The sequence below is a fragment of the Pantoea sp. Taur genome (assembly GCF_009830025.1).
GTDB lineage: Bacteria > Pseudomonadota > Gammaproteobacteria > Enterobacterales > Enterobacteriaceae > Pantoea > Pantoea communis.
This window is the reverse complement of record NZ_SZZZ01000002.1, coordinates 159,856-186,771: the sequence shown is the minus strand read 5'-3', so window position 1 is coordinate 186,771 and position 26,916 is coordinate 159,856. Positions and strand designations below refer to the sequence as shown.

Genomic DNA, 26,916 nt, shown 5'->3' with positions numbered 1-26,916 from the left:
GGATTGAATCAAGGCATCCTCTCAAATTGACCTAAGCCTGCTCGGCAGCTTCAGTGGGTTTTATCAAAACGTGCACCATATGAATGGTCGTAGCACCTCTGATGCTGCAAGGGCTATTCGCAGCGCTGAGGCTTTTACGTTGGGCCAGGAGATCCACGCAGGCATGCGTGGATCAGTTCGGGGCCGACGAGGGATGGTCGATCCCCGAACGTTCCGTAGGCACGACGTGGAAGCCGAGGGCACCGCGTCAGCGGCGCGAGGACTGCCCGGCAGCAGCAGAGGTGCTACGGCCCGCACCACCGCACCAAAAAGCCCAAATGGACCTCGCATTCACAAGCTCTCTCATGATCAATGGCAGCCAACACTCACACAAACGTGACACCGTCACTCACCAAAAAAGCAATCACAGTCGCGTCACGCTCGCCTCGGACTGCAGGCAATGCACCCTGCTCGCTGATAGAATCCCCCTGCAACAACCGTTCCTCGCCAACCCGCACAATGCCATCCAGCAAGGTCAGCCATGTTGAGTAACCAGCAAGGTGTGGCACCTCAACCTGTGCGCCCCGCTCCACTTTCAGATCATAAATGAACACCTCCTGACCCAACGGCAGCGGTGCGTCGCTAGTTTCGGGGCCCGCCAGCAATGTCCAGTCGTTGAGCGGCACCCCATCAGCGCGAGTAAAATCCATGGTGCGTGGCGCACCGCCGCTTTTTGCCGGACGGATATAAGCCTGCAACATCTCGGTTTCGACAAAAGGCGCAGACTCTTCATAACGCACGCCACTTCCTGCACTCACCACCATGGCGCGTTTGGCATTCAGCGCGGTTTTGTCGCCATTTTCAGCAAGGTGCTGCGCCGAACCACGCCAGACGTAGCTGAAAATCTCTTCGTCCTGACGGGTGTGCATCGGTATACGCGCATCCATTTTCAACGACATCTGATCAATAATCGTCAGCGGGCCAAAAGCCTCGCCAGGCCGTTGCCGGCGGATGGTAAAGGGACCGTATTCAAACAGTTGGTCACGCTTGGCACGCATTACGTTCATAATTTGCTCCTCAAAATGTGGCTATGCTCATCATGATAGCGACAAGAAAATCCCTGAACAGGTGTGCAATTTGCTCACTTAAGTCAAAATTTTTGAATATTGATAACTAACAGCAATAATAAGAAAAAGAAACAATCTAAAGAACGCGACTATTTAGCATTCAGGATTAGTCAGGCTGCTTGTTTTTGCGTAAAATACGCTTTTCCGTGATGAGTAAATAACATGAATCGCAGCGAACAGATTCTTGATGCAGCTGAACAGTGCATGCGCCTAAAAGGGTTTCATCAAACGTCTATTCAGAATATTGCCAGCCAGGCAAATGTTAGCATTGGTTTAATTTATAAATATTATAAAAACAAAGATGCCATTATCGAAGCGCTGGTGACCAAAGTGGTGCAACGCATGATCGCATTATTAAACGCTGATTTTGAACGAATTGCCCATGCGGGAGGCGTCACGCATTCGGTGCAGGATATTGTGCCGCCCGAAGTTGAGCACAGTATTGTCTTGTTGATGGAAGTCTCATCTGAAGCCACACGTAACGAGCGTATTCGTCAGATAATGAATGATGCGTGGTTGGTATTAAAAAACAACTTTATTGCTCAGGAGCAGACGCTCAATCCGTCGCTGAAAGCCGACGTCATCAACACCCGACTGCATATCATCTCTCTGGTGATTGATGGGATGATCATTCGCCGTTGCATGAAACAACGTGACGTGCCCGACGGATTTATGCCCTTTTTTGATGCCATCACGCGTGACATCAATCAGCATGATATGGCCTGAAATCAGCCAAACAAATGATGTGTGAGAATGCCATTAATCCTGCCCTGTTCGTGATGATCCAGGTTCTTATCACCAAATGCGCGGCAGGCAACACCGTCTACCAGCATTAACAAAAATTGGATACGCTCATTACGCTGCTGTGGACTCACTTGAGCATACTGGCGGCTAAACGCTTTTTCCAAATCAGCAATCAATAGCTGTTCTTCTTGTGCCAAAACTTCCCGCACAGATTGATTACGCGACGCTTCCGAATACATCTCCAGTAATAAGCAGCGGTCCTGATAGGGCCAGTCCTGCCAAAATGGCGATTCCGCATCAATAATATCGCGGGTGCTGCTTTGCTTCGGCAGATTATCTTGTAAAAAAACACGCCAACTCGTGGCTATACTTTTAATCGTTTCACTGACGATGAATTCTTTGCTCTCAAAATAACGATATATCTGCCCTGCACCCAAACCTGATTCCCGGCTTATATCAGCCATGCTCGCCCCGTGAAAACCGGAGCGACTAAAACATATTTTTGCAGCGGAAATAATTATTTGCTGTCGCTGTCGCACGAAGGCGTCATTCTCTGATTTGCTCAACATAACTCCTAAAAGTGGCCGGCGCGTAATTATTGTTTTTCCCTATCATACGCGAAGGGATTTATAGCCGATATGCTGGCTATAAATCCGGTTACATTTTTCCCCGTGTCGCTAACGCATCGACCCGGGGCGATCATCACAGTTTCAGTTCAGATTCTTTCAACGCCGTACCACCCCCCATCACTTTATAGAAAGTATTGAGGTTCTGGTAGTAAGCCTGCTCAACGCTCACCAGGCTGGTGCGTGCTGTATACAGCGTGCGCTGTGCAGTTAACGCATTCAGATAGGTATCCACACCATTTTGATAGCGCAGATCCGCCAGGTGGTAATAGGTTTGCGAAGCAGCAACATTATTACGCTGACTGGTCAGCTGATCGTTGATGGTGCCGCGTCGTGCCAACGCATCGGCCACTTCTGAGAACGCCGTTTGGACCGCCTTCTCATACACCGCCACGTAATACTCTTTCTGCGCTTTGGTGTAGTTGAGGTAGGAAACGTTGTAGCCGCCTTTGAAAATCGGCAGCGAGATACTTGGGGCAAACGACCAGATTCCCGCACCGTTCTTGAACAGCGAAGACAAATCTGAACTGCCCACCCCACCGCTGGCGGTGAGGGAGATGCTTGGGAAGAAGTTAGCGCGTGCCGCCCCGATATTGGCATTAGCGGCTTTTAAGTTGTGCTCTGCCTGCAACACGTCCGGGCGATTATTCAGTGCATCCGATGACACGCCAGCAGGTACGGCTTTCAATGCATCGCCAATGGACTCAATGCTTTCAGGCAACAAATTATCTGGCACGCTTTTGCCTACCACCAGATCCAGCGCGTTTTTATCCTGCGCCACGCTGGTGGTGTAACTGGCCACATCCGCCTGAGCAGATTGATAAGTGGTCTCTGCTGACGCGACATCCACCATCGAATCCACACCGTTCTGCAGACGCTTGCGCGTCACTTCCAGTGACTGACGCGCACTCTCTGCCGTCTCTTTAGCGATCGCCAGATTGCTGCGATCGGCGGCCAGCTGCAGCCAGTAATCCACGGTGTTATACAGCACCGTCAGGCGCGAACTGCGGGCGCCCTCCAGCGTGCCGAGATAAGTTTCATACTGCTGGCGCGACAGACTTTGGTTCTTGCCAAACAGATCCAATTCAAACGAGCTGACGCTGCCCTCGGCTGAATAGGTATTGCTGAGCGCAGTTTGATTTCCCTCCCCGGTTAGCGCGCGTGAACGTGTGCCGCTCACGCCAGCGCTCAGGCTGGGGAACAAATCGGCACGCTGCTCACCATACTGAGCATGAGCCGATTTCACACTGGCCACCGCTTCACGCAGATCGCGGCTGCTGTCCAGCGCCATCGTCACCACCTGGCGCAGCTTCGCATCCAGCACATAATCCTGCCAGCTGATATCACGATAGTTAGCCGGTGTGCCTTGTAACGTCCGATAGGCATCGCCGGTGGGCGCGGAGGTATTCACCGCATCCTTTGGCCGATCGTAATGCGGATCGAGAGATACGCAACCCGCAAGGAAACACGGCAAAAACACCATTAAAAGTTTTGCAGACATATTACTCCTCCGCCTTCACAGCAGATTCGGTTGACCGTGCATCGTCATGCGGAATCGCCGGGAAAACGCGACGGACCAGAACAAAGAACAGCGGTACAAAGAAGATGGCCAGCAAGGTCGCGGTCAGGGTGCCGCCGATAATTCCGGTGCCGATAGCGATACGGCTGTTCGCCCCCGCACCGGTGGAAATCGCCAATGGCAGTACCCCAGCGGTAAACGCCAGCGAAGTCATGATGATCGGACGCAAACGCATGGTGGCGGCATGCACCGCGGCTTTCACCAGGTTCTCACCCTTGCGATAGTTCTCCTCAGCGAATTCCACGATCAAAATCGCGTTCTTGGCCGAGAGACCAATGATGGTCAATAACGCTACCTGGAAATAGACGTCGTTTTCCAGACCGCGTAGCGTAATGGCCAGCAAGGAACCGATGACGCCCAACGGCACCACCATCATCACCGAGAACGGCACTGACCAACTTTCATACAGCGCGGCCAGACACAGGAACACCACAATCAGGGAGATGCCATACAACGACATTGCCTGGTTGCCGGAGAGTTTTTCCTGATAAGAGAGGCCGCTCCATGCATAGGTGGTACCGGTTGGCAGTTTGGCCGCCAGTTTTTCCATAGCGGTGATGGCATCGCCCGAACTCTTGCCCGATGCTGACGATCCTTCAATCTCATAGGAAGCCAGGCCGTTATAACGTGACAGCACATCTGGACCGTAAGCCCATTTTGAGGAGGCGAACGACGAGAACGGCACCATGGTGGTGTTGCTGCTGCTATCCGTTCCGCGCACGTACCATTGATCGATATCTTCAGGCTTACTGCGGAACTGCTGATCGCCCTGCATGTAAACCTTCTTCACGCGACCACGGTCGGTGAAGTCGTTGACGTAACTGCCGCCAATCGCTGCACTCAAGGTGGTGTTGATGTCACTGATGGTCAGGCCCAGTGACTGCGCTTTGGCATCATCAATACTCACATCCAGCTGAGGCAAATCGGGTAACGAGTTGGCACGCACCGCGCTCAACACCGGATCCTGATTGGCTTCAGCGATCAGCTGGTTACGCATCTTCAGCAGTTGGTCACGATCGGTTGCGCCGCGCGCTTGCAGTTCAAAGGTAAAGCCGTTGGACTGGCCCAGTCCCGAGACTGAAGGCGGTGACAACACGAAAATCTGTGCATCACGAATACTGGACAGCGCAGCCATGGCGCGTCCTGCTATCGCATCGGCGCTGTTCTCTGTGCCTTTACGCTCACTCCAGTTTTTCAGCGAGATAAAACCAATACCGGCGTTCTGTCCGCTGCCCGCAAAGCTGAAGCCGTTCACCAGCATGCTGACGTTAACGTTATCTTTCTCTTTGGTCGCGAAGTACTGCTGAACCTGCTGACGGACTTCACTGGTGCGGTTTTCCGTGGCACCCGGTGCCAGCTGATACTGCACCATGATATAGCCCTGATCTTCGGTCGGCAGGAAGCCGGTCGGCAGGCGCAGATACAGCACCGCACATCCGATCAACAATACGCCGTACAGCAGCAGATAACGCACTGAACTGTGCACCACATGGCCGACGCCGTTTTGATAGCGCCCCTGTACTTTTTCATAGCTACGGTTAAACCAGCCAAAGAAGCCTTTGGTGCCGCTTTCATGGTTATGTGGTTTCAGCAAGGTGGCACAGAGTGCCGGCGTCAGCGTCAGCGCGACAATCACCGACAGCACCATCGACGACACAATGGTGATCGAAAACTGGCGATAGATCACACCGGTTGAACCACTGAAGAAGGTCATCGGCAGGAATACCGCCGACAGCACTAAGGCAATACCGACCAGCGCCCCTGTGATCTCTTTCATCGATTTTTCGGTGGCCTGTCGCGGTGGTAATCCCTCTTCGCGCATCACACGCTCAACGTTTTCCACCACGACAATCGCATCATCGACCAGCAAGCCGATGGCGAGCACCATACCGAACATGGTTAAGGTGTTAATCGAATAACCAAACAGCGACAGCACACCAAAGGTGCCCAGTAACACGACCGGCACGGCAATCGCCGGGATCAGTGTGGTACGAATGTTCTGCAGGAACACGAACATCACGATGACCACCAGAATCACCGCTTCGATCAGCGTTTTCACCACTTCTTCAATCGAGATTTTTACAAAGTCGGTACTGTCGAGCGGATAAGCGATCTCATAGCCCGCAGGCATACTGCTGCGGAACTCATTAATGGTCGATTTCACCTGTTCGGCGGTGGAAAGCGCATTGGCACCCGACGCCAGCTGAACCGCGATACCCGAAGCGGGATGGCCGTTAGCCAATACGTTGGCGCTGTAGTCTTCATCACCCATCTCGACGCGCGCCACATCACTCAGGCGCACCACGGAACCGTCAGACTGGCTTTTCAGTACAATATTGCGGAACTGTTCTGGCGTTTGCAGACGCGACCGCGAACGCACCGTTGCCACCAGTTGCTGCTCTTTACTGGCAGGCTGCGCACCCAACTGACCGGAAGAGACCTGGGTGTTTTGGCTCTCCAGCGCGGTTGTGACATCCGACGGCATCAGCGAATAGGAGGCGAGCTTGCTCGGATCTAACCAGATACGCATGGCGTACTCTGCACCAAATACCTGCACGCTCCCGACGCCACTGACACGTGCTAGCGTGTCTTCCATATTACTGACCATATAGTCAGCCACATCGGAAGAGCTGCTTTTATTGGTTTTATCGTACACCGCAAGGATCAGCAGGAAGTCGCTCTGCGCTTTTTCCACGGTGACACCCTGTGTGGTCACGGCGGTAGGCAGACGGCTTTCTGCCTGCTGAACCTTGTTTTGTACCTGAACCTGAGCGATATCGGGGTCAGTGCCTTGCTGGAAGGTCACATTGATTTTTACCTGACCGGTCGATGCGGTGCTGGTGGAGTTGAAGTAGAGTAAACCATCCAACCCGGTCAACTGCTGCTCAATCACCTGAGTGACACTGCTCTCCAGCGTTTCCGCCGAGGCACCAGTGTAGGTGGCCTGAATGCTGATCTGTGGCGGTGCCACATCGGGATATTGCGCCACGGGCAGGCTGTTAATACTGAGTAAACCGAACATCATGATGCAGATGGCGATAACCCAGGCAAACACTGGCCGACGAATAAAGAACTGAGCCAACATATCAGTTGCCCTCGCTGGTCGCGGCTTTATCGTTTGGCGTCACTTCTACGGCTTTAACGCTCATGCCCGCCTGCACTTTACCGGTACCTTCAACAATCAGTTTGTCGCCGCTGTTGAGCCCAGAGGTAATCAGCCACTTATTGCCGATCACGCGATCGGCCACCACTTCCCGGCTCTCGACTTTATTCTCTTTATCCACCACCAGCGCGGTGGCATTGCCTTTGGCGTCACGCGTGATGCCCTGCTGCGGCGCGAGGATCGCGTCTGATTTTACGCCGTTGGTCACATTGGCGCGCACATACATGCCCGGCAGTAGCTCATGTTGCGGGTTAGGGAAAATCGCGCGCAGCGTCACGGTGCCCGTCGCTTCATCTACCGACACTTCCGTCAGTTCCAGTTTGCCCGGATGGTCATAAGCACTGCCATCTTCAAGTTTCACCGTCACCGGCACGGCATCCGTGCTCTGCTGCAAGGAAGCCTGCTGACGCTTCAGTTTGAGCAGCTGAACGCTGGATTGGGTGAGATCGACATAAATAGGATCGAGCGCGCGAATGGTCGCCAGCGCGGTGGTCTGGCTGGCAGTCACCAGCGCACCTGGCGTCACGGAGGAAATGCCAATGCGTCCACTGATTGGGGCTTTGATCTGCGTGTAATTAAGATTGATGCGTGCACTTTCAACCGCAGCACGATACTGATCCACGGATGCGACATTTTGTTGGTAAGTGGCTAACGCGTCATCTGCATCCTGACGCGACACGCCGTTCTCTTTCACCAGTGCTGCATAGCGCTCCGCTTTGAGTTTGCTGCTTTTCACCAATGCCTGAGCATTCTTTAATTGTGCCAAAGCCTGATCGTAACTGGCCTGATAGCTGGCCGGATCGATTTGATACAGCACCTGACCGGCTTTCACTTCATCCCCTTCGGTAAACAGGCGCTTCAAAATAATCCCTTCAACCTGGGGGCGCACTTCTGAGGTCATACTGCCCGTCACGCGGCCCGCGAGCTGGCTGTCCAGCGCCACTGACTCGCTTTGCAAGGTTTTAACACCCACTTCGGTGGTCGGAGTGGCGGCTTGTTGACTGCTGTTTTGATCGCAGGCGGCGACTAACATCACCAGCCCGGCGATCACACTGCGCTGAAAATTCTTCATGAATTACCCTGTAGTGAACGTTCATTCTCAACGTGCAGTCTAACAAATCATCCTGAGATCGACTGTCAGGAAAATGAAAAGAGAGCGATTGTCGCTAAGCTTAATGTGCGGTGGTGCAGAAGGAGCATAGTGAGAGGGGAAACCCATTCAGGTATCATTTGGAAACATGAACAAAATTGAATCAAAGAATGAAAGATTGTCATGTTACAAAACAACAACAGATATTAACGGAAATTACTGTATTATTGATATTTTTCTGATGATATTTGTCTTATGTCGATCAAATCATCTATGCTAATTTCATCGTGACTTTTGGAAAGGCAATTCTCAATAAATAACCCACTGGTAAAGTCACTGCTGACATCTTCCCAAATTAATATCATCACCCGCCGCTATATTCCCTGGCATGTATCCCTAAGCGAAACGTCTATTTTCGTCATAATAAAAATTTATTTTTCGCTTCAAATTAAAGTCATATGAAAAATACAGCTTTCAATGACCACCGCGCAAGCCAATAAATATAGGGCCTGCGCTATTTGTCATACTAAAGATGACAATTTTAATTAATGCGTTATGTTTTCGTTAACAAAGCGTTTAGGAAGTTTCTTATCTTCACAGAGTCCAGCAAATAATATAAAAACATCGAAAGATTTGTAAATTCGACAAATAATAAGGCGCTTCTGCTTAGGCAGAATTAATTGCGCCCAAGATTTTTATTGCCAATTTATTTCAGGATGCAAAATAGAGATTTTGCGATCCGTGCGGTAGCCATGCCGAAATAAAAAGAAAGGGTCATTATGGATCGTGTCGTCGTTGCGCATTCTCCTTTAGGTGAATCACTGTTATTCAAGAGCATGACGGGCCATGAAGCGCTGTCCTGCGTTTATCAATATGATATTGAATTTCTTTGCAAAGATAACAGCATCTCTCTACCAGACCTGCTGGGTAAACCGATCACGTTAGCGCTGAATCCACGCCCTGGCGTTACCCGCTATTTGAGCGGTATTGTCACTCGGATGGCCTTTCTCGGACATGAAAAACACCGCGAAGAATATTATACCTATCGTGCGGAGGTCAGACCTGAATTATGGTATTTGACCCAAAATCGCGGTTTCCGTATTTGGCAAAAACAAACGGTGAAGCAGATCATCGAAATGGTCCTGAATGACGCAGGCATTATCTTTGAGGACCGACTGACTGGCACCTATCGCGAATGGGAATTCTGCGTGCAGTATCAGGAGACCTCGTTAGATTTCATTCAGCGGTTGATGGAACATGAAGGGATCTATTTTTATTTTGAACACGCGATGGATAAACAAACGCTGATTCTGGCGGATGATCCCTCCGTGCATAAGCCTTTTCCCGGCTACGACAGCATTGAATATCATCAGGCCGCTGCGGGTGGCTATGTGAATGATGAAAGCATCAATATCTGGCAAGCCACTGCCGCCATTTCTCCCAGTCTTTATCAGCACGATGATTACAATTATCTGGAAAGTAATGCTGATCTTTCCGCAAATGGGCAAATCAGCCAGTCGCATGCAGAGAAAACGGCGACCCAGCGTGAATGGCCAGGACAATACCCGCAGCAAGGTGATGGGCAAAATTATGTCACGGTGCGTCAACAGGAGTTTGCGGCGCGCCAACTGGAGTCCGATGGCGTGGGTGATGCCTTTGGAATGGCACCCGGTTATACCTTCGCGTTGACTAAAGCTCCGCGCGCCAGTGATGAAGGCCAATCATTCTTAATTACCGCCGTAGATTATCAACTGGTGGAGAACAGCTACGCCAGCAACGACGAAGACTTCACACGTCACTGCTTCCAGTTCCGCGTGGTGCCGGCCACGGTTAACTGGCGCCCTGCCCGCACAACCCGCTGGCCACGTACCAGCGGGCCGCAAACCGCTGTGGTCATCAACGCTCCCGATGCCAGCAAAGGCGATAACAGTACGGTAGCCACCGACGAATACGGCCGCGTGCGGGTGAAATTTCTGTGGTTTAAACCGGATAACGAGCAGGATCTTTACTCCTGCTGGTTACGCGTAGCCAGCGGCTGGGCGGGCAGCCAGCAAGGTTATTATCAGATTCCGCGCGTCGGCGAAGAAGTGGTTGTGGACTTTATCAACGGCGATCCACATCTGCCAGTGATCACTGGCCGGGTGTTTAACAACTTGCAAACCCAGCCGGTAGGCGAAAGCCTGTTAACCATCGGCAGCGAGAGCGATGTCGCTGACAGCGACACCATCACCGCAGAAGCCGCCTCATCCTGGTCATGGTCGAAAAGCGGTTTCTGGACACGCTCTGTGGGCAACAGCGATGCCAGCAATGGCAACTTTATCTCGTTCGAAGATTTGTCCGGCGAAGAATCGCTGGATATTCATGCGCAAAAAGATCTCAACCTCTCGGCAAACAATGCCATCAAAATTTATGCCGCCAAAGAGGGTGACGGCGCACTGAAAATCTGGGCGCCCGGTAAAGTCACCATCCATAGCAATGACACGGTTTCAACCAGCGCACCCACCACCTATCACACCTCGCGTGGCAGCTACTACACAGTCACCGGCGCGAACTTCACCACCACCGGTATCGGCCTGACCATCAATGGTGTCAACGGAACGGTGAATGCGGTGAGCAACGTCGCGGCCACCACCACCGATTTTGCGGTGAAGGGCTTGAGCATGGATTACACCTACATCAAGCGCAGCAAAACCCAGGTCGAGTACAAAGCCGACTTGCAGCGCTTCGAACAGGTGCCGTTTTACACCCTGCGCACCAACATGATGTCGATCATGAGCGGTGCGGTGAGCGAAGGCCTCGGCAATACCCTGCAAGAGAAGATCAAAAAGCTCACCGATGAGCGCGATGCACGTAAAACCATCAAACAAGAAGCCGACGACAAGAAGAAAACCGACTGGGAAAAACAGCGCGAAGAGAAGGTGACGCAGAAGAATAACCCGCAGACGCGTGAGCAGGCTGAACGGCAGAATAACCGCGACGGACAAGACAACAACAACAACAACAACAACAACAACAACAACAACAACAACCAGAATAACGACCCGCCGGCAGATGAAAACGATCCGACCTTCAATCCATGGGCGGACGCGTAATGCAGATCATCAAGCCTTCGCACCTCAGCGTGCTCTCACGCCCCTACCGCTGGCAGCAGCAGGATTATCTCGGTGTAGCGGTGATCGCACTGCTGGATATGGCACCCCAGCCTGCACTGCGTGATGAGCAAACACTGTGGCAGCGCGTCAGTGAGGTGCTGCAATCGCCCGATGGCGTGCTGGATATGGCGATACCCAAACAGTGCGCAGAATTCCTCGCCAGCGGTTATGGCTATGCTGCCGCTGACCAACCTGAGTGTGAAGTGGGGATTCAGGTGGCGGAGTTGCGTAAACAGCTGACCGTGGGTTCGGGTCAAGTGGCACCGTTGCACGCCCTTCCGATTGGTCATCCGATGCGTCAGGCCTTAATGGGCAAAAATTACGATGACCAGTGGCAGCAGCACGATTACCCCGGATTTGCGCGTGATACCGACTGGCGGGTATTCAATCAGGCCCCGGCAGATCAGTGGTGGTCGGAACGCGATACCCTGCCGCGCGGCGCGACGTGGCGCATTGAGAACATGCATCCCGATCAGCCGTTGCAACAGGGAAAATTACCGCAGTGGCAGGCTCGTGCCTTTGTCACCCGCCAGCGTCAGGATGCGTTGATATTTGAAACACTGGCGATGCGAGCCACCACCGTACATTTTCTGCCGCACTGCAACGAGCTGATATTGATTTGGCATGGCCATTGCGCCATTAACGAAGATGATGCGTTTGATGTGCAGTCACTGATGGTGGCGCTGGAGCGTGATGAAGCACCGCGTGGAGATGAGCACTATCGCCACATCCAGCAGCTGCGCACCACCGATGCCGATGCCGCCCTGCATGCGCTCCGCGAAAGCGATTTGATTGATGGGGAGATTCTCGCCAACACCAGCACCCCATCGTTCAATCGCGATCCAGGCCCCCTGGTGCATAACCTTAATCGCTTTGAACAGCAGCAGCGCCAGCAGTTTGATCAGCCGGTAGCGGCGAGTGCGCTCAGCGATTTCAAGGTGGAAGCGGATATAGCGGCGCAACTGGCGCGTCAGGAAGCTGAAAGTGAGCAGCAGTATGAGCAGATGATGGCGCGCTATCAGCAGGAGTCGCAGCGCAGCGATGCGACAACGCTGCCGATGCCCGATGGTGCCACGCAGTATCGCCAACAGCGGGATGAGCTGCATGCCAACCGCCATCTGCTTGGGCCCCGTGCGAGCGATATTGCGCGCAGCGAGCAGGCGTTGCTCGACAGTTATCGCCTCACCGCACAGCAGCAAAAATCCGCTATCCGCCTGACGCTCAGCGAGTCAGAGGCACAGCGTCAGTCGCTGATGGCCTGTATGGCCCGCGATAAAGATGCGCGCGGCTGGGATCTCACCGGCGCCGACCTCTCTGGCTTAGATTTGCGCGGCATGGATCTCGAAAATGCCCTGCTGGAAAACGCCGACCTTAGCCATTGCCAGCTGGACGGTGCTGATCTGCGCGGCGCGGTACTGGTGCGGAGCGAACTGCATCACAGTAGCCTGACGCACTGCTTACTCGACGGCGCCAATCTGGCGCAGGCGCAATGCAGGCACAGTGATTTCAGTGACAGCAGTCTCGCCAGCGTCGAGCTGGAAGCGACTGAGATTGAGCACTGCCGCTTTGAACGCGCCCTGCTGCGCCAGCTGTTTGTGCAACAGGCAACGATCAAGCACTGCAACCTGCAGCATGCGCTGCTGGATCGTTGCGATCTGCTGGATTTAACCCTTGAAGTGCTCGATTTCAGCCACGCGCAGTTCAGCCAGTGCAACCTGATTCGCTGTGCGTTGCATGCCGTGCAATTTAAGCATGTCACGGCGCAAGGGCTGTCGCTGGTGACCTGCCAGTCACAAGATCTCTGCTTTGACGACGCCAGACTGACCCGCTGCCTGTTTACCGCGAACAGCCAATTGCCGCATGCGCGCTTTTGCCGCACGACGCTGCTGGAGTGCAATCTGCGTGACATCGATCTTCAGGCAGCAAACTTTGATCACGCCTCGCTAGACAACAGCGATCTGAGCGGTGCCGATTGCCGCCATGCCAGCCTGCGCCTGTTACGCACCCGATTAAGCCGCTTTGTGCGTAGCGATCTGCGTCAGGCGCGCTTTAACGGCAGCCTTTTACTGGGGGCTGACCTGCAGAAGAGCCAGCTGGCAGGCTGTGACTTCAGCGACTGCAACCTGTTCCGCGCCGATTTATCGCAAACCCTCACTGATACGCACACGCGCTTCAACGATGCGCTGACCGACAGCATGAAAACGCTGCCGCGTCGCCGCGAACAGCAGGTATAGCCATGACGCCAACTGAGATTCAGCAAGCGATCAAGTCGGGCAGCATCATTCATGCCGTTGCCCCTGAACAACGCAACTTTGCCGGTATGGACCTCTCTGGCGGCAGTTTCATCGCCGTCGACCTGATGGGCGCTGATTTTCGCGGCTGCAATCTGCACGAGACCCAGTTCAGTGAATGCGCACTGTCTGGCGCGCAGTTTGATGACGCACAACTGCGCGGCACCCTGTTCAGCCAGTGCCGCATGGTCGCCACGCAGTTTAGCGGCTGCACGCTGACCGACTGCCTGTTCAATCAGTGTCAGTTAATGGAGAGCGACTTCAGCGAAAGTATTCATATCAACAGCCAGTTCAATAAAGGCGACCTCAGCGACAGCAGTTTCCTGCTCGCGTCGCTGTATCAAAGCGGTTTTATCGAATTACCCGTGCACCAGTGGCTGCTGCGCCATGCCAGCCTGGAGCAATGCACGCTAATGAGTCTTGACCTGCGACGTAGCGATCTGCACAGCGCTGGCTTCGCCCTGTGTACTTTCTACCAATGCGATTTGCGCGGTGGCGATTATCGTCAGCAACGTTTTGCACGCAGTCAGTTCACCGCCAGCAAGCTGGAAGAAGCGAGTTTCTTTGGTGCTGAACTCACACAATGCAATTTCAGCCAGGTGTCTCTGCGGGCGGCTGATCTGCGTCAGACCCGGGCCAGCCAGGCGTTATTCACCGGCAGCGATTTGCGTGAAGCGCGTTGCTCTGAGGCAAATTTCAATCAGGCAATCTTGATGCAGACACAGCTGGATGAGGCCGATTTCAGCCATAGCCAGCTATCACGTGCGGTGCTGCAGCAGGCCCACGCGCCACGCGCCAATTTTCAGCACAGCCAGTTGCAATACGCCGACCTCTCTTACGCCACGCTGGATCATGCCGATTTCCGTGATGCGCACTTTACTCACACGCGTCTGCATCGTGCCAGCCAGCAGCAAAGTCACTTTTCCAGCCGTGACGGCATTATCGAACAGGACGAAGCGCTGTATGCCGCTGAAAACTGGCGACCGCACACGCGCTTAACACCGCACGAGGACCACCATGAATCACGCTGAAAAAACCGTTGCGATCCCGCTGGATTTACCGCTACAGGCGGAGGGACAGGTTCTGGCGCTTGACACCGATTATGGCGTGCAGGTGCTGATCGACGGGCGTCGCTGGCACTGCCAACGTGCTGCCAGTTGCCTGCTGTCGCCGCAAGTCGATGACCGCGTGCTGGTGAGCCGGGCCGGGGAACAACTGTGGTTGTTAGCCGTATTGGTGCGCGCCCAGCCAGAACAGACCGCTGAGCTGCACTGTGAGGGCAAATTGACCCTAAGCAGCAGCCAATCCTTAAGCCTGCGCAGTCCGCAGTTTCAGCTGGAAGCGGAGCATGGCGACTGCCAGGTCACTGAGATGAATTACCGCGGCGAAAAAGTTTCCGCCTGGGTCACGCTCAGTCGCGTGTTCGGTAAACGTTGCGAAAGCCTGTGGGAGAGCCTGAGCCAAATCAGCCATCACCTGCTGCGCCGCACCACCCATACCGAACAGGTGCGTGCCGGACAACTCGACATCAAAACCAGCCAGCTCACCCGTCTGCATGCGCCCACCACGCTGATCAGCAGCGAATCGCTAACGCGTGTCGACGGTAAACAGATTCACATGGGTTAGGAGGAAACAGCATGTTTGCAAATTGTCAGTGTGGTGGCACCGATCAGGCCGTCGCCGATGTGTGTAAAACCCCGGCCCCGGTGACTTTCGTCAACCTGGCGTTGGGCAATACCGCGGTGCCGACCGCCAGCACCGTACTGTTTACCGGGATGCCGGCGCATAACCTCTCCACGATCACGCCAATCACCCAGGGCGATGAAGCGGGCGTGCTGGGCGGTGTGGTTTCAGAAACTTTTATGGGGCTGTCGCGGCACCTCACGGGCTGCAATTCTCTTTTAATCAACGGCATGCCCGCCACGCGTATGGGTAGTGTGACGCAACAGAACGTTGCCAACGCGCCCGGCGTACGCATCACCCCGAGTCAAACCACGGTGGCATTGCTGGCGACATAGCCATGCACATGACGAAACAGCCCGAAAAAACGCGCGATCAACAAACAGTGCTGCTTACGGCGCATAGCGTCACGCACGCCGCAACCGCTGCGTACCCCTTTTGAAGACTGATGTTTTTACACAGGACGTTGATAAAAATGACAACACTTCACAGCAAACTGCCCTTTCTCGCTGCCCTTTTTGCCACCGCCATCACGGCCGGCTGCAAAGCGCCGCCTCCCATTGTGACGGCGGACACCCTTGAAACCAGCACCGTCAACGCGGTGCCGCTGGTGCATATGCACATCATCCAACCCCCACAGCAGTTCACACCGGTCAACGCCGCTTATCGCACCCTTTATCCGGCATCACTCATGAACCGTCCCGACTTCAGTGGACTGCGTATGGAGACGCTGGAAGCCGGTGCCACGCTGCAAGTTCTGGGCGAAGTGGAGAACAGCTGGCTGGCCGTTTCGACGCAAGATAATGGCCAGCTCAGCGGCTATATCCCTTATCGCGCAGCCGTGACGGCCGATCGCTACAGCGCCACGGTGAAAGCCCAGGCGGCACGTCCTCGTCGCGCCCAGCAGCAGTGTATCGGCGTCGGCGAAGGTGACAAAGCCTGCCGAAAAGGCAGCTCATCAACCTGGATTATTCAGTAATGAGCGCGCGCATCGCAGGATTGTTCGGACTGCTGCTGTTGCTCTCGGGCTGCATGTCATCGTCACGTCAGGTGCCGGCAAACTGGCAGCTAACGCTCAACAGCGACGCTAGCGCTAATGCGGGCGCGCCGCTGAAAGTCCGGGTGTTCGTGCTGCGATCCGATGCCAATTTCCAGTCGGCTGACTTCTATTCGCTGCAAAACAACGCCTCTGCGGTGCTGGGCGGTGATTTGCTGGATAACCAGCAGCGTTTCCTCACCACGCAGCAGCCGCAACAGGTGCTGAACGGCAATCCGTCGCTGGAGGCGCACTATCTCGGCGTGATGGCTGAATACGCCAATATCAACGGCAAGGCCTGGCGCGTGGTCGTGCCGCTGCCCGCCCCCACTGAAACCAATTTCTACAAGTTCTGGCAGTTTTCGCCCGACGCGCTGCATGGCCGTATCAACGCCACCGCAGCCGGGCTGCATCTCACCGCTCATGACGAATAAACGAACTCAGGAAGGCGCTATGCACACCGCAGACAAGGTGATTTGGAGTGAAGGGATGTTTTTGCGTCCTCACCATTTTCAACAGTCGGAACGCTGGTTAGAGGCGTACAGCCGCAGCTGGGGCAAATTGCAGTGCCCGTGGCACTGGGGTTTTATGACCCTCAGCATCGATCAGGCGCTGCTGCGTCAGGGCAAACTGGCGATTGCCGAGGCCAGTGGCCTGCTACCTGATGGCACGCCGTTTTCCATCACTGGCGCGGATAACGCCCCGCCACCGCTGGCCTTCAGCGAGATTCAAGAGCCGATCGATGTGGTGCTGGCACTCCCGGAGCAGCGTCAGGGACAAACCGAAGTCATCTTCAGCGATGCCAGTGATTCCCTGGCACGCTACCTGAGCCAGGATCGCGAAGTTGACGATCTCAACGCCTCTTCAGTGGGCCGTGCGCCGATGCAGTTTGGTCGCCTGCGCCTGTGTCTGATGCCTGCTGCTGATTTAAATGCCGAATGGACCGCCATCGGCGTGGCACGCGTTAAAAGCAGCGGCAACGATCGCGCGTTGATCCTCGACAGCGACTACATCCCACCGCTGCTCAATGGTCACGTTTCCCCGGCCATTAATGCCTTTCTTAACGATATGCACGGTCTGCTGCAGCAGCGCAGCGAGCAGATGGGTGAGCGTTTGCAACAGGCGGGACGCGGTGGCAACACCGAGATGATCGATTTCATGCTGCTGACGCTCATCAACCGCTACATCGGTCAGGTGGCGCACAGCCGCCGTTTGCCGCAGCTGCATCCGGAACGCCTGTTCAGTGAATGGCTGCAGTTTGCCACCGAACTCGCCAGCTGGTCGCCATCACGCCGCCCCAGCGAACAGCTGCCGGTGTACGACCACGATAATCTCTACCTCAGCTTCAGTCGCCTGATGATTCAGCTGCGCCAAAGTTTGTCGCTGGTGATGGAGGAAAACGCACTCCAGCTCACGCTTACCGAACGCTCCCACGGACTGTTTGTCGCCACCGTTTCCGACGTCAGTCTGATCCGCGATTACGGTTTTGTGCTGGCTGTGCGCGCCGATTTGCCGGGCGAAATGTTGATCACCCACTTCCCGGCACAGATGAAAATCGCGCCTGTGACGCGCATCCGCGACCTGGTGCAACTTCAGCTTCCCGGTATTGGCTTGCGGGTGATGCCAGCCGCACCACGCCAGATCCCGTGGCACTCCGGCTATGTCTACTTCGAACTCGAGCGCAGTGGCGAGCTTTGGCAACAGATGGCGAAAGCGGAAGCCTTTGCCCTGCATCTGGCCGGTGAGTTTCCCGGCCTCGACCTGCAACTTTGGGCATTGCGCCACGCACGCAGCTAAGCACGGAGAGAAGCGACCATGATGCAGCCGCAGTCACTTAATGGCGAACTGGAAACCAGCACGCAGCATGAAAATCCGCTGGTGGCAATTGCCAATCCCTTGATCAACTCCATTGCCCAGTTACGCCATTCGGTCTCCCACGACAATCCGGCGGGCCTTCGTCAGCAGTTAATCGATCTGGTGCGCCGCTTTGAGGTGGCCTGCCAGCAGGCACAACTGCCGTATGAAACCATTGTTGGGGCACGTTACTGCCTGTGCACTTCACTGGACGAGGCAGCAGCACTGACGCCGTGGGGCAGCCGCGATGTCTGGCCGCGCAGCGGATTGCTGGTTACCTTCCATAACGAAACCTGGGGCGGCGAGAAGTTCTTTCAGCTATTGGCGCGCCTGTCACAGCATCCGCAGCAAAACATCCTGCTGCTGGAGCTGATGAACGCCTGCCTGCTGCTGGGCTTTGAAGGGCGTTATCGCATCATGGAAAACGGTCGTACGCAGCTGGAAACCCTGAAGTTGCGTCTGCTGCAGTTGATTCGCTCAGTGCGCGGCCCTTACCCGCCACCGCTTTCGCCGCAGCCGCTGGATGAACCGGTATTGCAGAAATTATGGAAGCCGCTGATTCCACTGTGGAGCTTTGCTGCGCTGCTGGCGCTGCTGGGATGCGCGGTCTACATCACGCTGAACTGGCGCCTCAATCATTTTACCGCACCCGTGCTCTCGGCCATTTATCAAACCGACCTGCCGAAAGTCGATATCGCCCGCCCTGCGGCTCCCGCTGCACCGGCACTCGATTTACGTCATTTCCTTGCGCCAGAGATCGCTGAGGGGCTGGTCACGGTCAACGATGAAGCCACCCGCAGCGTGGTGCTGCTGCGCGGCGACGGTCTGTTTGACTCTGCGGCCACCACTATCCGCGATCGCTACCGCCCGGTGATCCGCCGCATTGCACAGGCGATGGACAACGTTAACGGTCAGATTCGCGTCAGTGGTTACACCGATAACGTCCCGATCCGCAGCGCGCGCTTTAACTCTAACTACGCGCTGTCACTGGCGCGCGCTCAGTCGGTGCAGGAGATGCTGGCCCAGGACCTGCGTCAGCCACAGCGCATCATCGTTGAGGGTCGCGGTGAGAGCAATCCGCTGGCAGCAAACGATTCTGCCGCCAATCGTGCGCGCAACCGCCGTGTTGAAATCACGCTGCTTGTCGCGCCGAAACAGACTGAATCTGAACTCAACAGCGTGCATTAAAAGGAATAGCCATGATTCGCACTGTCTTTTCCATCGCCACCAGCCGCCTGATGTGGAGCGGCCTGGGCATTACAGCACTCTGTTTGTTGATCTGGACCGTGGGTCCACTGGTGGCGATTGGGGATTATCGTCCGCTGGAGTCGGCGCTGTATCGTTACATTGCCATCGCCGTGCTTTACGCACTGTGGATAAGCTACCGCGTCGTCCCTCGTCTGTGGCGTCGCTGGCAGAACCGTCGCCTGGTACAAAAAATGGCACCGGCGCCAACGGCAGCTGACGAACACGATGAGATGTCAGCCGAACACCCACTGGCCGAGCGATTCAGTGAGGCAACGCAACTGCTGCGTCAGGCGCGTTTCAACCGACCGGAGAGCCGCCGCTGGCCGCGCTGGATGCAGAAGCTCAATCGCCAGTATCTCTATCAATTGCCGTGGTACATGCTGATTGGCGCACCGGGTGCCGGTAAAACCACCGCGCTGATCAACTCGGGTCTGCACTTCCCGCTGGCCGCGCAGTTTGGCAAAACCGCACTGCGTGGCGTAGCCGGAACGCGTCACTGTGACTGGTGGTTCACTGACGAAGCGATTCTGCTGGACACCGCCGGCCGCTACACTACCCAAGAGAGCGACCGTCAGCAGGATGCGCAAGAGTGGCGCAGCTTTATGGGATTGCTGAAAAAGTATCGCCCACGCCAGCCGGTGAATGGCGCGATCATCACCATCAGCGTCGGCGATTTACTCGGCGAGTCCGAAGAAGCGCGCCATCAGCAGGCCAGCGCCCTGCGCAAACGCCTGCTGGAATTACGCGATCAGCTGGCGATCCCCTTCCCGGTTTACGTATTGGTCACCAAATCTGATCTGCTCAAAGGGTTTACCGCCAGTTTTGGTGCGATGAACAAGGCTCAGCGCGATCAGATTTGGGGCTTTACCTGGCCGTGGAGCGATCAGCAACTGGCCGTCGGGAGCGAATTCGAGCCACAGTTTGACCGCTTGCATCAGCGTCTGGATGCCGGTCTGGCAGATCTGATGATCAACGAACATGACAGCGTAAAACGCGCCGAAATGTACCTGTTCCCACAAGAGTTTCTCGCCCTGAAACCCTTGTTGAAACACTACCTCGACGTGGTGTTTGCCACTTCCGGCTATGATGCAAAGCTGATTCCGCGCGGCGTCTACTTCACCAGCGGCACCCAGGAGGGCCTGCCGTTTGACCGCGTGATGGGCCAGATGAGCCGCGCGCTGGGCTTGCCCGCGCTGCGAGCCGCCAATAGCGAACCGGCGCAACCCGGCCACGGCCAGAGTTTCTTCCTGCATCAAATGCTGACCGAAGTGGTGTTTAAAGAAGCCGGTCTGGCGGGCATCAATCGCTGGTGGGCGGTGCGAAATCGCCTGGTGCATCTGGTCACCTACGGCGTGCTGGGACTGCTGCTGTTGCTGGCGCTGATCGCCTGGTTTACCAGCTATCACCACAACAAAGGTTATCTGGCTGACGTGCAGCAGCGTGTCCCAGACATTGAGAAGCAGAGCAAGGCGCTGTCCCCGCTCAATGGCGAAAACATCTTCTCACAGTTGCCGTTCCTTAATAGCCTGGCGGGCCTGCCCAACAGCGACAAGCTCACCGATTTGCAACAGCCACCGCTTAGCTGGCGTGCTGGTTTGTATCGCGGTGAAGAGGTCTCTACCGCGTCGGATTCGCTCTATCAGCGTGCGCTGGAACAGATGCTGCTGCCGGTGATTGCCCGCAACATCACCGACTGGCTGCGCAGCGATAACGGCAGTGACGTCGATTACAGCTATGAAGCGCTGAAAGCCTATCAGATGCTGTATCTGCCGCAGCATTACGACGGTAAGTTCCTCCACGCCTGGGTAATGCTCAACGTGCAGCGCACCCAGGGTGCCAACGCGCCACAGGCACAGCTCAAAGCGCTGGATTATCACCTCGGCCAACTGCTCGATGACAAGATCAACGCTTCACCGTTTGAGCGCGATGAGCCCCTGGTGGTGCGTCAGATCGAGATGATCAGCCGTTCCCCACTCTCCACGCGGGTTTACGGTCGCCTCAAACGTTTGCTGATGCCGCGTGTTAATCCGGGCGTCAGCGTGATCAACCTGAGTGGTGCGCAGACCGAGCTGGTGTTCAGCCGCAAAAGCGGCCAACCGCTGACCGAAGCGATTCCCGGCTTCTTCACCCCTGCCGGTTACTGGGGACCGTTCAACAGCAACATCAAAAATGTGGCCGCCAGTTTGTTACAGGAAGATCGCTGGGTACTGACCCGTCGTGAAAGTGCTGATGAGCAAAACACCCTGGAACAGACGGTGCGCCGACTTTACCTCGACGACTATATGCGTCAGTGGGATGCGCTGTTGCAGGATATTCAACTACAGCCAATCAATAACCTCGGCGAACGCATCAACACCGCGCGCCTGCTGTCGGGACGGACTTCCCCCCTGCGTCAGCTGATCATTAACCTCAGCCGCAACCTGACGTTGACGCCACCGGAAGATGAAAAAGAGAAACAGGATAAGCCGTCGCTGCTGGAACGCAGCACCCACTATGTGAATAACAACGCCACCGCCACGCTGCAGGCGCTGTTCCGCGCGCGTAAAGCGGCGCAGAGCGGCAACATTGAAGCGCCGGAACAGCGGGTCATGGCGCACTACGCCAGCATTATTGAACAGGCGCAGGTGAGCGACCCGAAAGAGAGCAGTATCCCGTTTGATGCGCAGTTGAAAGATATCGACGACCTGTATAGCTATCTCACTGCGGTGCAGGATGCCAGCAACAGCGGCATGTCGCCTCCGGACAGCAGCATCATTTCACGGATGCAGGCCGATGCCGGACGCCAGCCAGAGCCGTTCCGCACGCTGTTGCTGGAGCTGGCGGTCGGTGCCAGCAGCGACACGCAAAAGCGCACCATGAGCAATATGCAGAAGCGGGCGGGCGTGGAAGTCGGCAGCTTTTGCCGCAGCGCGATTGCCGGACGCTATCCGTTTAATCACAACTCCGGCACCGATGTCACCCCCGACGATCTGGCACGGATGTTCGCGCCGGGAACCGGGCTAATGGACAGCTTCTTCCGCGATAATCTCGCCAGCAAGGTGGACACCACCCACAGCAACTGGCGCTACGCGCCCGGCGTCGATGGAAAAACGTTACCCGGTGGGACCACGCTGCTGCGCCCCTTCCAGCAGGCGCAGGCGATTCGTGAAGCCCTGTTTGCCAATGGGTCAAGCACGCCGTCCTATCGACTGACCATCACGCCAATCAGCATGGACAACAGCATTCTCAATCTGACGCTGGATGTTGACGGCCAAATCATCCGTTACAGCCACGGCCCGCAAACCCCTCAGGTGGTGAACTGGCCCGGTAACGGTAATACCCAACAGGTGCGTATGCAGATTGGTCTGACCGACGGCACCACCAACACTCTGAACACCAGCGGCCCCTGGGCGCTTAATCGCCTGTTCGACAAAGCCAGCCTGCATCCGGGCAGCAGTCAGCGTCAGGAGGCAACCTTCTCGCTCGGCGGTCATCAGATTGTATTGGCGTACACCCCTAACAGCGTGCGTAACCCGCTGCAACTGCCGGGGTTTAGCTGCCCATGATGACCTTAAACGACGCCTCTTTTGGCTGGTACGGCAAATTACCCGGCAGCGGAGACTTTATGCGCCGCCGCCTGCCGACGCGGCTGGTTAACAGCTGGGCACAATGGTTTCAAAGCAGTCTGCCACGTCTGGCGCAGCAGCCAGCAACCGGACGCGCGCCGGTGTGGAATTTCATTGTCCCTGCCACGCTCGGTGTTCCCATGATTCAGATGGGCTGCTTGTTGCCCACCCGTGATCGCGTCGGTCGCCAGTACCCGCTTTGCGCCATGCAGCTGTTTACCCCGGAACACTGGCACAACCTGCAGCTACACACGGCGGGAGACTGGTATTACCAATTGGGTAAAACCCTGACGCTGGCGGTGCAAAATCGCTACAGAGGCGATCAGCTGGATGCCGCCCTCAATGCCCTGCCGCCGCAACTCGCCCGGCCGCCGCAGTCAGATGTGTTTGATGTGATTGGCTACCAGGACACCCCTTGCACTCTCAACTGGCCGCAGGTGGTCCACTACTTCGATCCGGCGCAATACAGCAGCTTTTGGTGGAGTAATCAGAGCGACGGCAGTGCGTTTTATAGCCATTCACACAGCGGCAACTTCACTACCCAACTTTTTCTGCGCCTGTTCAATCCACCCCACGCCAGCCGCGGCGAACCGCCACTGTTTGGCCAGTTTTAACGGTGAAAAACATGAATGTCGATGCCCTTCTTGAACCGCTGCGTGACGATGCCCCCTGTGGCGATGACCTGGAATATGACGCGGCCTTTATGGCGCTGGAACAGGCGCGCAGCGGCAAAGCCGAGCAGCAGTTTGGCAACACTATCATCCCCGCTGAGCCGCCAGACTGGCAGCAGGTGGCACAGCAGGCAGAACAGTTACTGACCCGCACCCGCGATATCCGTTTGTTGCTGATCCTCAGTGAAGCCTGGACGCACACCAAAGGCTTGAGCGGATGTGCCGCAGGACTCACGCTGCTGAGTGAAGCGCTGACTCGCTACTGGCCGACGCTGCATCCGGCGCTGGAGTTTGATGGCGAGCCGGATCTGCTGATGCGCGTCAGTGCCCTGGCTGCGCTCGGCCCCCAGTCGGGTTTCAGCCGTGCGCTGCGCAACTGTTGGTTGATCAAAAGCAGCACCGGCGAGATCACCCTGCGTGATGCCATCGCCCTGCTGGACGGCAGCAAAGCCGAAGTCAGCGATTTTCCTGGCGGCGTGCCGCGCCTGCGTGAGTCATTACAGCAACCGGATCACGCCAGCGCTGCCGCTATTCGCACCCTGGCGCAGCGCTTCACCACATTGCGCCTCTGTCTAGAGCAGCACCTGGACACCGCCGATATGCCCGACCTGGCCGCCACGGAGAAGGCGCTGGCGCTGCTACTGCCGTTGTTGCCGACACCAGCAGCATCGCCAGTGGAGGAGACCCCGGCGCCTGACACCGTGCAGGCAGTACCCGAGCACTCCACCCAATCGGCGCCTCTGTCCGCCGTGCTGAACTGGCAACAGGTGCCTCTCAACTCCCGCGCGGATGCGGAACTGATGCTGGAAAAAGTGCGGCTCTACTTTCAGCAGCACGAACCGAGCCATCCGGCCCCGATCATGCTGGAGCGCGTGCAGCGCCTGATTCAGCTCGATTTCCTCGACATTATTCGTGACCTGGCGCCCGACGCCGTCACCCAACTGCAGGGCCTGTTTGGCCGTGCGGGCGAATAAAACGCCTGATGTCAGGCACATAACTCATGGAGAACACTATGGCTAACTTCCCCACCATTAAACGCGCCCGCAGTGGACAGAAGTTCATCTCGCGCAACCGTGCGCCACGCGTGCAGATTGAGTATGACGTGGAGATCTACGGCTCAGACCGCAAGGTGCAGCTGCCTTTCGTGATGGGCGTGATGGCTGATTTAGTGGGGCAACCCGTCGAAGATCAGCCGGAGATCGCCGAGCGTAAGTTCCTTGAAGTGGATATCGATAACTTCGATGAGCGCATGAAAGCGTTGAAGCCCCATCTGGCGTATCACGTTGATAACACTCTGACCGGCGAAGGCAAAGTCGGTGTGGATCTGACCTTCAACAGCATGGACGACTTCCTGCCCGATGCCATTGTGCGCCGTGTTGAGCCGCTCAATGAGCTGCTGGAAGCGCGTACGCAACTCTCCAACCTGCTCTCTTACATGGATGGCAAAAACGGTGCTGAAGCGCTGATCGCCGAAGTGCTGCAAAACCCGACCTTAATGAAATCGTTGGCCACCGCACCAAAGCCAGCCACCGCCTCAAATCAAGACAGCGAAACGGAGAAACACGATGAGTAATACCGCATCCCAAAGTGCACGCCTGCAAACGGAAACCGTTACGCAGAGCGACTTCAGTGCGCTGTTAAACAAAGAGTTTCGCCCGAATAACGACCAGGCGCGTGATGCCATCTCGCAGGCAGTGCAAACCCTGGCTGAACAGGCGTTGGAAAACAGCCTGCCGGTGTCCGACGACGCCTACCGCACGATTCAGGCACTGATCGCTGAGATCGACGCCAAATTGTCGCAGCAGGTTAACGCCATTATGCACCACGAGAGTTTTCAGCAGCTCGAAGGCGCCTGGCGCGGCCTGCACTATCTGGTGAACAACACCGAGACCGACGAGATGCTGAAAATCCGCGTGATGAGCATCAGCAAACGTGAGCTGAGCCGCACGCTGAAGCGCTACAAAGGCGTGGGCTGGGATCAGAGCCCGCTGTTCAAGAAAATCTACGAAGAAGAGTACGGTCAGTTTGGTGGCGAGCCGTATGGCTGTCTGGTGGGCGATTACTATTTCGACCACAGTCCACCAGATGTTGAACTGCTGGGCGAACTGGCAAAAATTGGCGCCGCCGCGCACTGTCCGGTGATCACCGGTGCGGCACCGAGTGCATTGCAAATGGAGTCGTGGCAAGAGCTGGCGAACCCACGTGATATCACCAAAATCTTCTCCAACACCGAATACGCAGCCTGGCGCACGCTGCGTGAAAGTGAAGATACCCGCTACCTCGGCCTAGTGATGCCGCGCTTCCTGGCTCGTTTGCCGTATGGCGTGCGCACCAATCCAGTGGATAGCTTCGACTTCACCGAAGACACCGAAGGCGCCACCCACAAGAATTACACCTGGGCCAACGCGGCTTACGCAATGGCGGCCAATATTAACCGCTCATTCAAACAGTTTGGCTGGAGCACCTCGATTCGCGGCGTCGAGTCCGGCGGTTCGGTCGAGAATCTGCCGTGCCACGTGTTCCCGACCGATGACGGCGGCGTGGACATGAAATGCCCGACCGAAATCGCTATCAGCGATCGCCGTGAAGCGGAACTGGCGAAGAACGGTTTCATTCCACTGGTGCATCGCAAGAACTCTGACTTTGCGGCCTTTATCGGCGCGCAATCGCTGCAAAAGCCCGAAGATTATTACGATGCTGATGCCGCCGCCAATGCGCAACTGGCGGCGCGCCTGCCGTACCTGTTCGCCTGCTGCCGCTTCGCCCATTACCTGAAGTGCATCGTGCGCGACAAGATCGGTTCCTTCCAGGAGCGTGCCGACATGGAGCGCTGGCTCAACTCGTGGATTATCCGCTACGTCGATGGCGACCCGGTTAACTCCACACAGGAAACCAAAGCGCGTAAGCCACTGGCCGATGCCCGCGTCACCGTGGAAGAGCAGGAGGACAATCCGGGCTACTACGCTGCCAAGTTCTTCCTGCGTCCGCATTACCAACTTGAAGGCCTGACGGTATCTCTGCGTCTGGTTTCGAAATTACCTTCGCTGAAACAACAGCAAGGGTAAAACCCT

The 26,916-nt window shown here is 55.9% G+C and carries 20 protein-coding genes; 15 read left to right on the top strand and 5 right to left on the bottom strand.

The features are described from left to right. Nucleotides 1–365 precede the first annotated feature (365 nt). Nucleotides 366–1,046 carry a pirin family protein gene (locus FD744_RS03250; RefSeq protein ID WP_160867298.1) on the bottom strand — a complete coding sequence of 227 codons (681 nt, stop codon included), beginning with the start codon at nt 1,044–1,046 and terminating at the stop codon, nt 366–368. A gap of 222 nt (nt 1,047–1,268) precedes the next feature. Between FD744_RS03250 and FD744_RS03245 the strand changes: the two genes are divergently transcribed. Then, complete coding sequence (locus FD744_RS03245; RefSeq protein ID WP_160867297.1) at nt 1,269–1,832, top strand: TetR/AcrR family transcriptional regulator; 564 nt, start codon at nt 1,269–1,271, stop codon at nt 1,830–1,832. A gap of 2 nt (nt 1,833–1,834) precedes the next feature. Here the strand turns inward: FD744_RS03245 and FD744_RS03240 are convergent, their stop codons facing one another. The 4 genes from FD744_RS03240 to FD744_RS03225 form a co-directional block, all read right to left on the bottom strand. Further along, nucleotides 1,835–2,419: a TetR/AcrR family transcriptional regulator gene (locus FD744_RS03240; protein WP_255492425.1), complete on the bottom strand. Its 585-nt coding sequence runs from the start codon at nt 2,417–2,419 to the stop codon at nt 1,835–1,837. A 133-nt stretch (nt 2,420–2,552) separates the two neighbouring features. Then, nucleotides 2,553–3,977, bottom strand: coding sequence for an efflux transporter outer membrane subunit (locus FD744_RS03235; protein ID WP_160867296.1), 1,425 nt, complete (start codon nt 3,975–3,977; stop codon nt 2,553–2,555). 1 nt (nt 3,978) lies between these two features. Further along, a complete protein-coding gene (locus tag FD744_RS03230; protein ID WP_160867295.1) occupies nt 3,979–7,140 on the bottom strand; it encodes an efflux RND transporter permease subunit in 3,162 nt (1,053 codons plus the stop codon). A 1-nt stretch (nt 7,141) separates the two neighbouring features. Next, nucleotides 7,142–8,290 carry an efflux RND transporter periplasmic adaptor subunit gene (locus FD744_RS03225; protein ID WP_160867294.1) on the bottom strand — a complete coding sequence of 383 codons (1,149 nt, stop codon included), beginning with the start codon at nt 8,288–8,290 and terminating at the stop codon, nt 7,142–7,144. Between the two features lie 797 nt (nt 8,291–9,087). Here FD744_RS03225 and FD744_RS03220 point away from each other — a divergent pair. The 14 genes from FD744_RS03220 to tssC all read left to right on the top strand — a co-directional run bounded on the left by FD744_RS03220 (nt 9,088) and on the right by tssC (nt 26,910). After that, complete coding sequence (locus FD744_RS03220) at nt 9,088–11,400, top strand: type VI secretion system Vgr family protein (protein WP_160867293.1); 2,313 nt, start codon at nt 9,088–9,090, stop codon at nt 11,398–11,400. Then, the gene (locus tag FD744_RS03215) at nt 11,400–13,694 is read left to right on the top strand and encodes a DUF2169 domain-containing protein (RefSeq protein ID WP_160867292.1); all 2,295 of its coding nucleotides are present in this window, start codon (nt 11,400–11,402) and stop codon (nt 13,692–13,694) included. The genes FD744_RS03220 and FD744_RS03215 overlap by 1 nt, the downstream gene beginning before the upstream one ends. Before the next feature lie 2 nt (nt 13,695–13,696). Then, nucleotides 13,697–14,782 carry a pentapeptide repeat-containing protein gene (locus tag FD744_RS03210; protein ID WP_160867291.1) on the top strand — a complete coding sequence of 362 codons (1,086 nt, stop codon included), beginning with the start codon at nt 13,697–13,699 and terminating at the stop codon, nt 14,780–14,782. Continuing rightward, the gene (locus tag FD744_RS03205; protein ID WP_160867290.1) at nt 14,769–15,377 is read left to right on the top strand and encodes a DUF3540 domain-containing protein; all 609 of its coding nucleotides are present in this window, start codon (nt 14,769–14,771) and stop codon (nt 15,375–15,377) included. The genes FD744_RS03210 and FD744_RS03205 overlap by 14 nt, the downstream gene beginning before the upstream one ends. A gap of 11 nt (nt 15,378–15,388) precedes the next feature. Further along, nucleotides 15,389–15,769 (top strand): DUF4150 domain-containing protein, encoded by a 381-nt coding sequence (locus tag FD744_RS03200; protein WP_034823609.1) that lies wholly within the window; start codon nt 15,389–15,391, stop codon nt 15,767–15,769. Nucleotides 15,770–15,906: 137 nt separating this feature from the next. Continuing rightward, nucleotides 15,907–16,410 (top strand): hypothetical protein, encoded by a 504-nt coding sequence (locus tag FD744_RS03195; RefSeq protein ID WP_052127450.1) that lies wholly within the window; start codon nt 15,907–15,909, stop codon nt 16,408–16,410. Then, nucleotides 16,410–16,901, top strand: coding sequence for a type VI secretion system lipoprotein TssJ (gene tssJ, locus FD744_RS03190; RefSeq protein WP_160867289.1), 492 nt, complete (start codon nt 16,410–16,412; stop codon nt 16,899–16,901). Before FD744_RS03195 ends, tssJ begins: the two co-directional genes overlap by 1 nt. A 19-nt stretch (nt 16,902–16,920) precedes the next feature. Next, nucleotides 16,921–18,264, top strand: a complete 1,344-nt coding sequence (gene tssK / locus FD744_RS03185; protein WP_160867288.1) for a type VI secretion system baseplate subunit TssK — start codon at nt 16,921–16,923, stop codon at nt 18,262–18,264. A 21-nt stretch (nt 18,265–18,285) separates the two neighbouring features. Next, on the top strand, nt 18,286–19,509 hold the full coding sequence (locus FD744_RS03180) for a DotU family type VI secretion system protein (protein ID WP_160867454.1): 1,224 nt from the start codon (nt 18,286–18,288) through the stop codon (nt 19,507–19,509). Between the two features lie 11 nt (nt 19,510–19,520). Further along, nucleotides 19,521–23,114 (top strand): type VI secretion system membrane subunit TssM, encoded by a 3,594-nt coding sequence (tssM, locus tag FD744_RS03175; RefSeq protein WP_160867287.1) that lies wholly within the window; start codon nt 19,521–19,523, stop codon nt 23,112–23,114. Continuing rightward, a complete protein-coding gene (gene tagF / locus FD744_RS03170) occupies nt 23,111–23,788 on the top strand; it encodes a type VI secretion system-associated protein TagF (protein ID WP_160867286.1) in 678 nt (225 codons plus the stop codon). Before tssM ends, tagF begins: the two co-directional genes overlap by 4 nt. A gap of 11 nt (nt 23,789–23,799) precedes the next feature. Then, nucleotides 23,800–24,819, top strand: a complete 1,020-nt coding sequence (gene tssA / locus FD744_RS03165) for a type VI secretion system protein TssA (RefSeq protein ID WP_160867285.1) — start codon at nt 23,800–23,802, stop codon at nt 24,817–24,819. 26 nt (nt 24,820–24,845) lie between these two features. After that, entirely contained in the window at nt 24,846–25,418 is a 573-nt protein-coding gene (tssB, locus tag FD744_RS03160) for a type VI secretion system contractile sheath small subunit (RefSeq protein ID WP_370662120.1), read from the top strand. Next, the gene (gene tssC / locus FD744_RS03155) at nt 25,411–26,910 is read left to right on the top strand and encodes a type VI secretion system contractile sheath large subunit (RefSeq protein WP_034823616.1); all 1,500 of its coding nucleotides are present in this window, start codon (nt 25,411–25,413) and stop codon (nt 26,908–26,910) included. The genes tssB and tssC overlap by 8 nt, the downstream gene beginning before the upstream one ends. Nucleotides 26,911–26,916 lie beyond the last annotated feature (6 nt).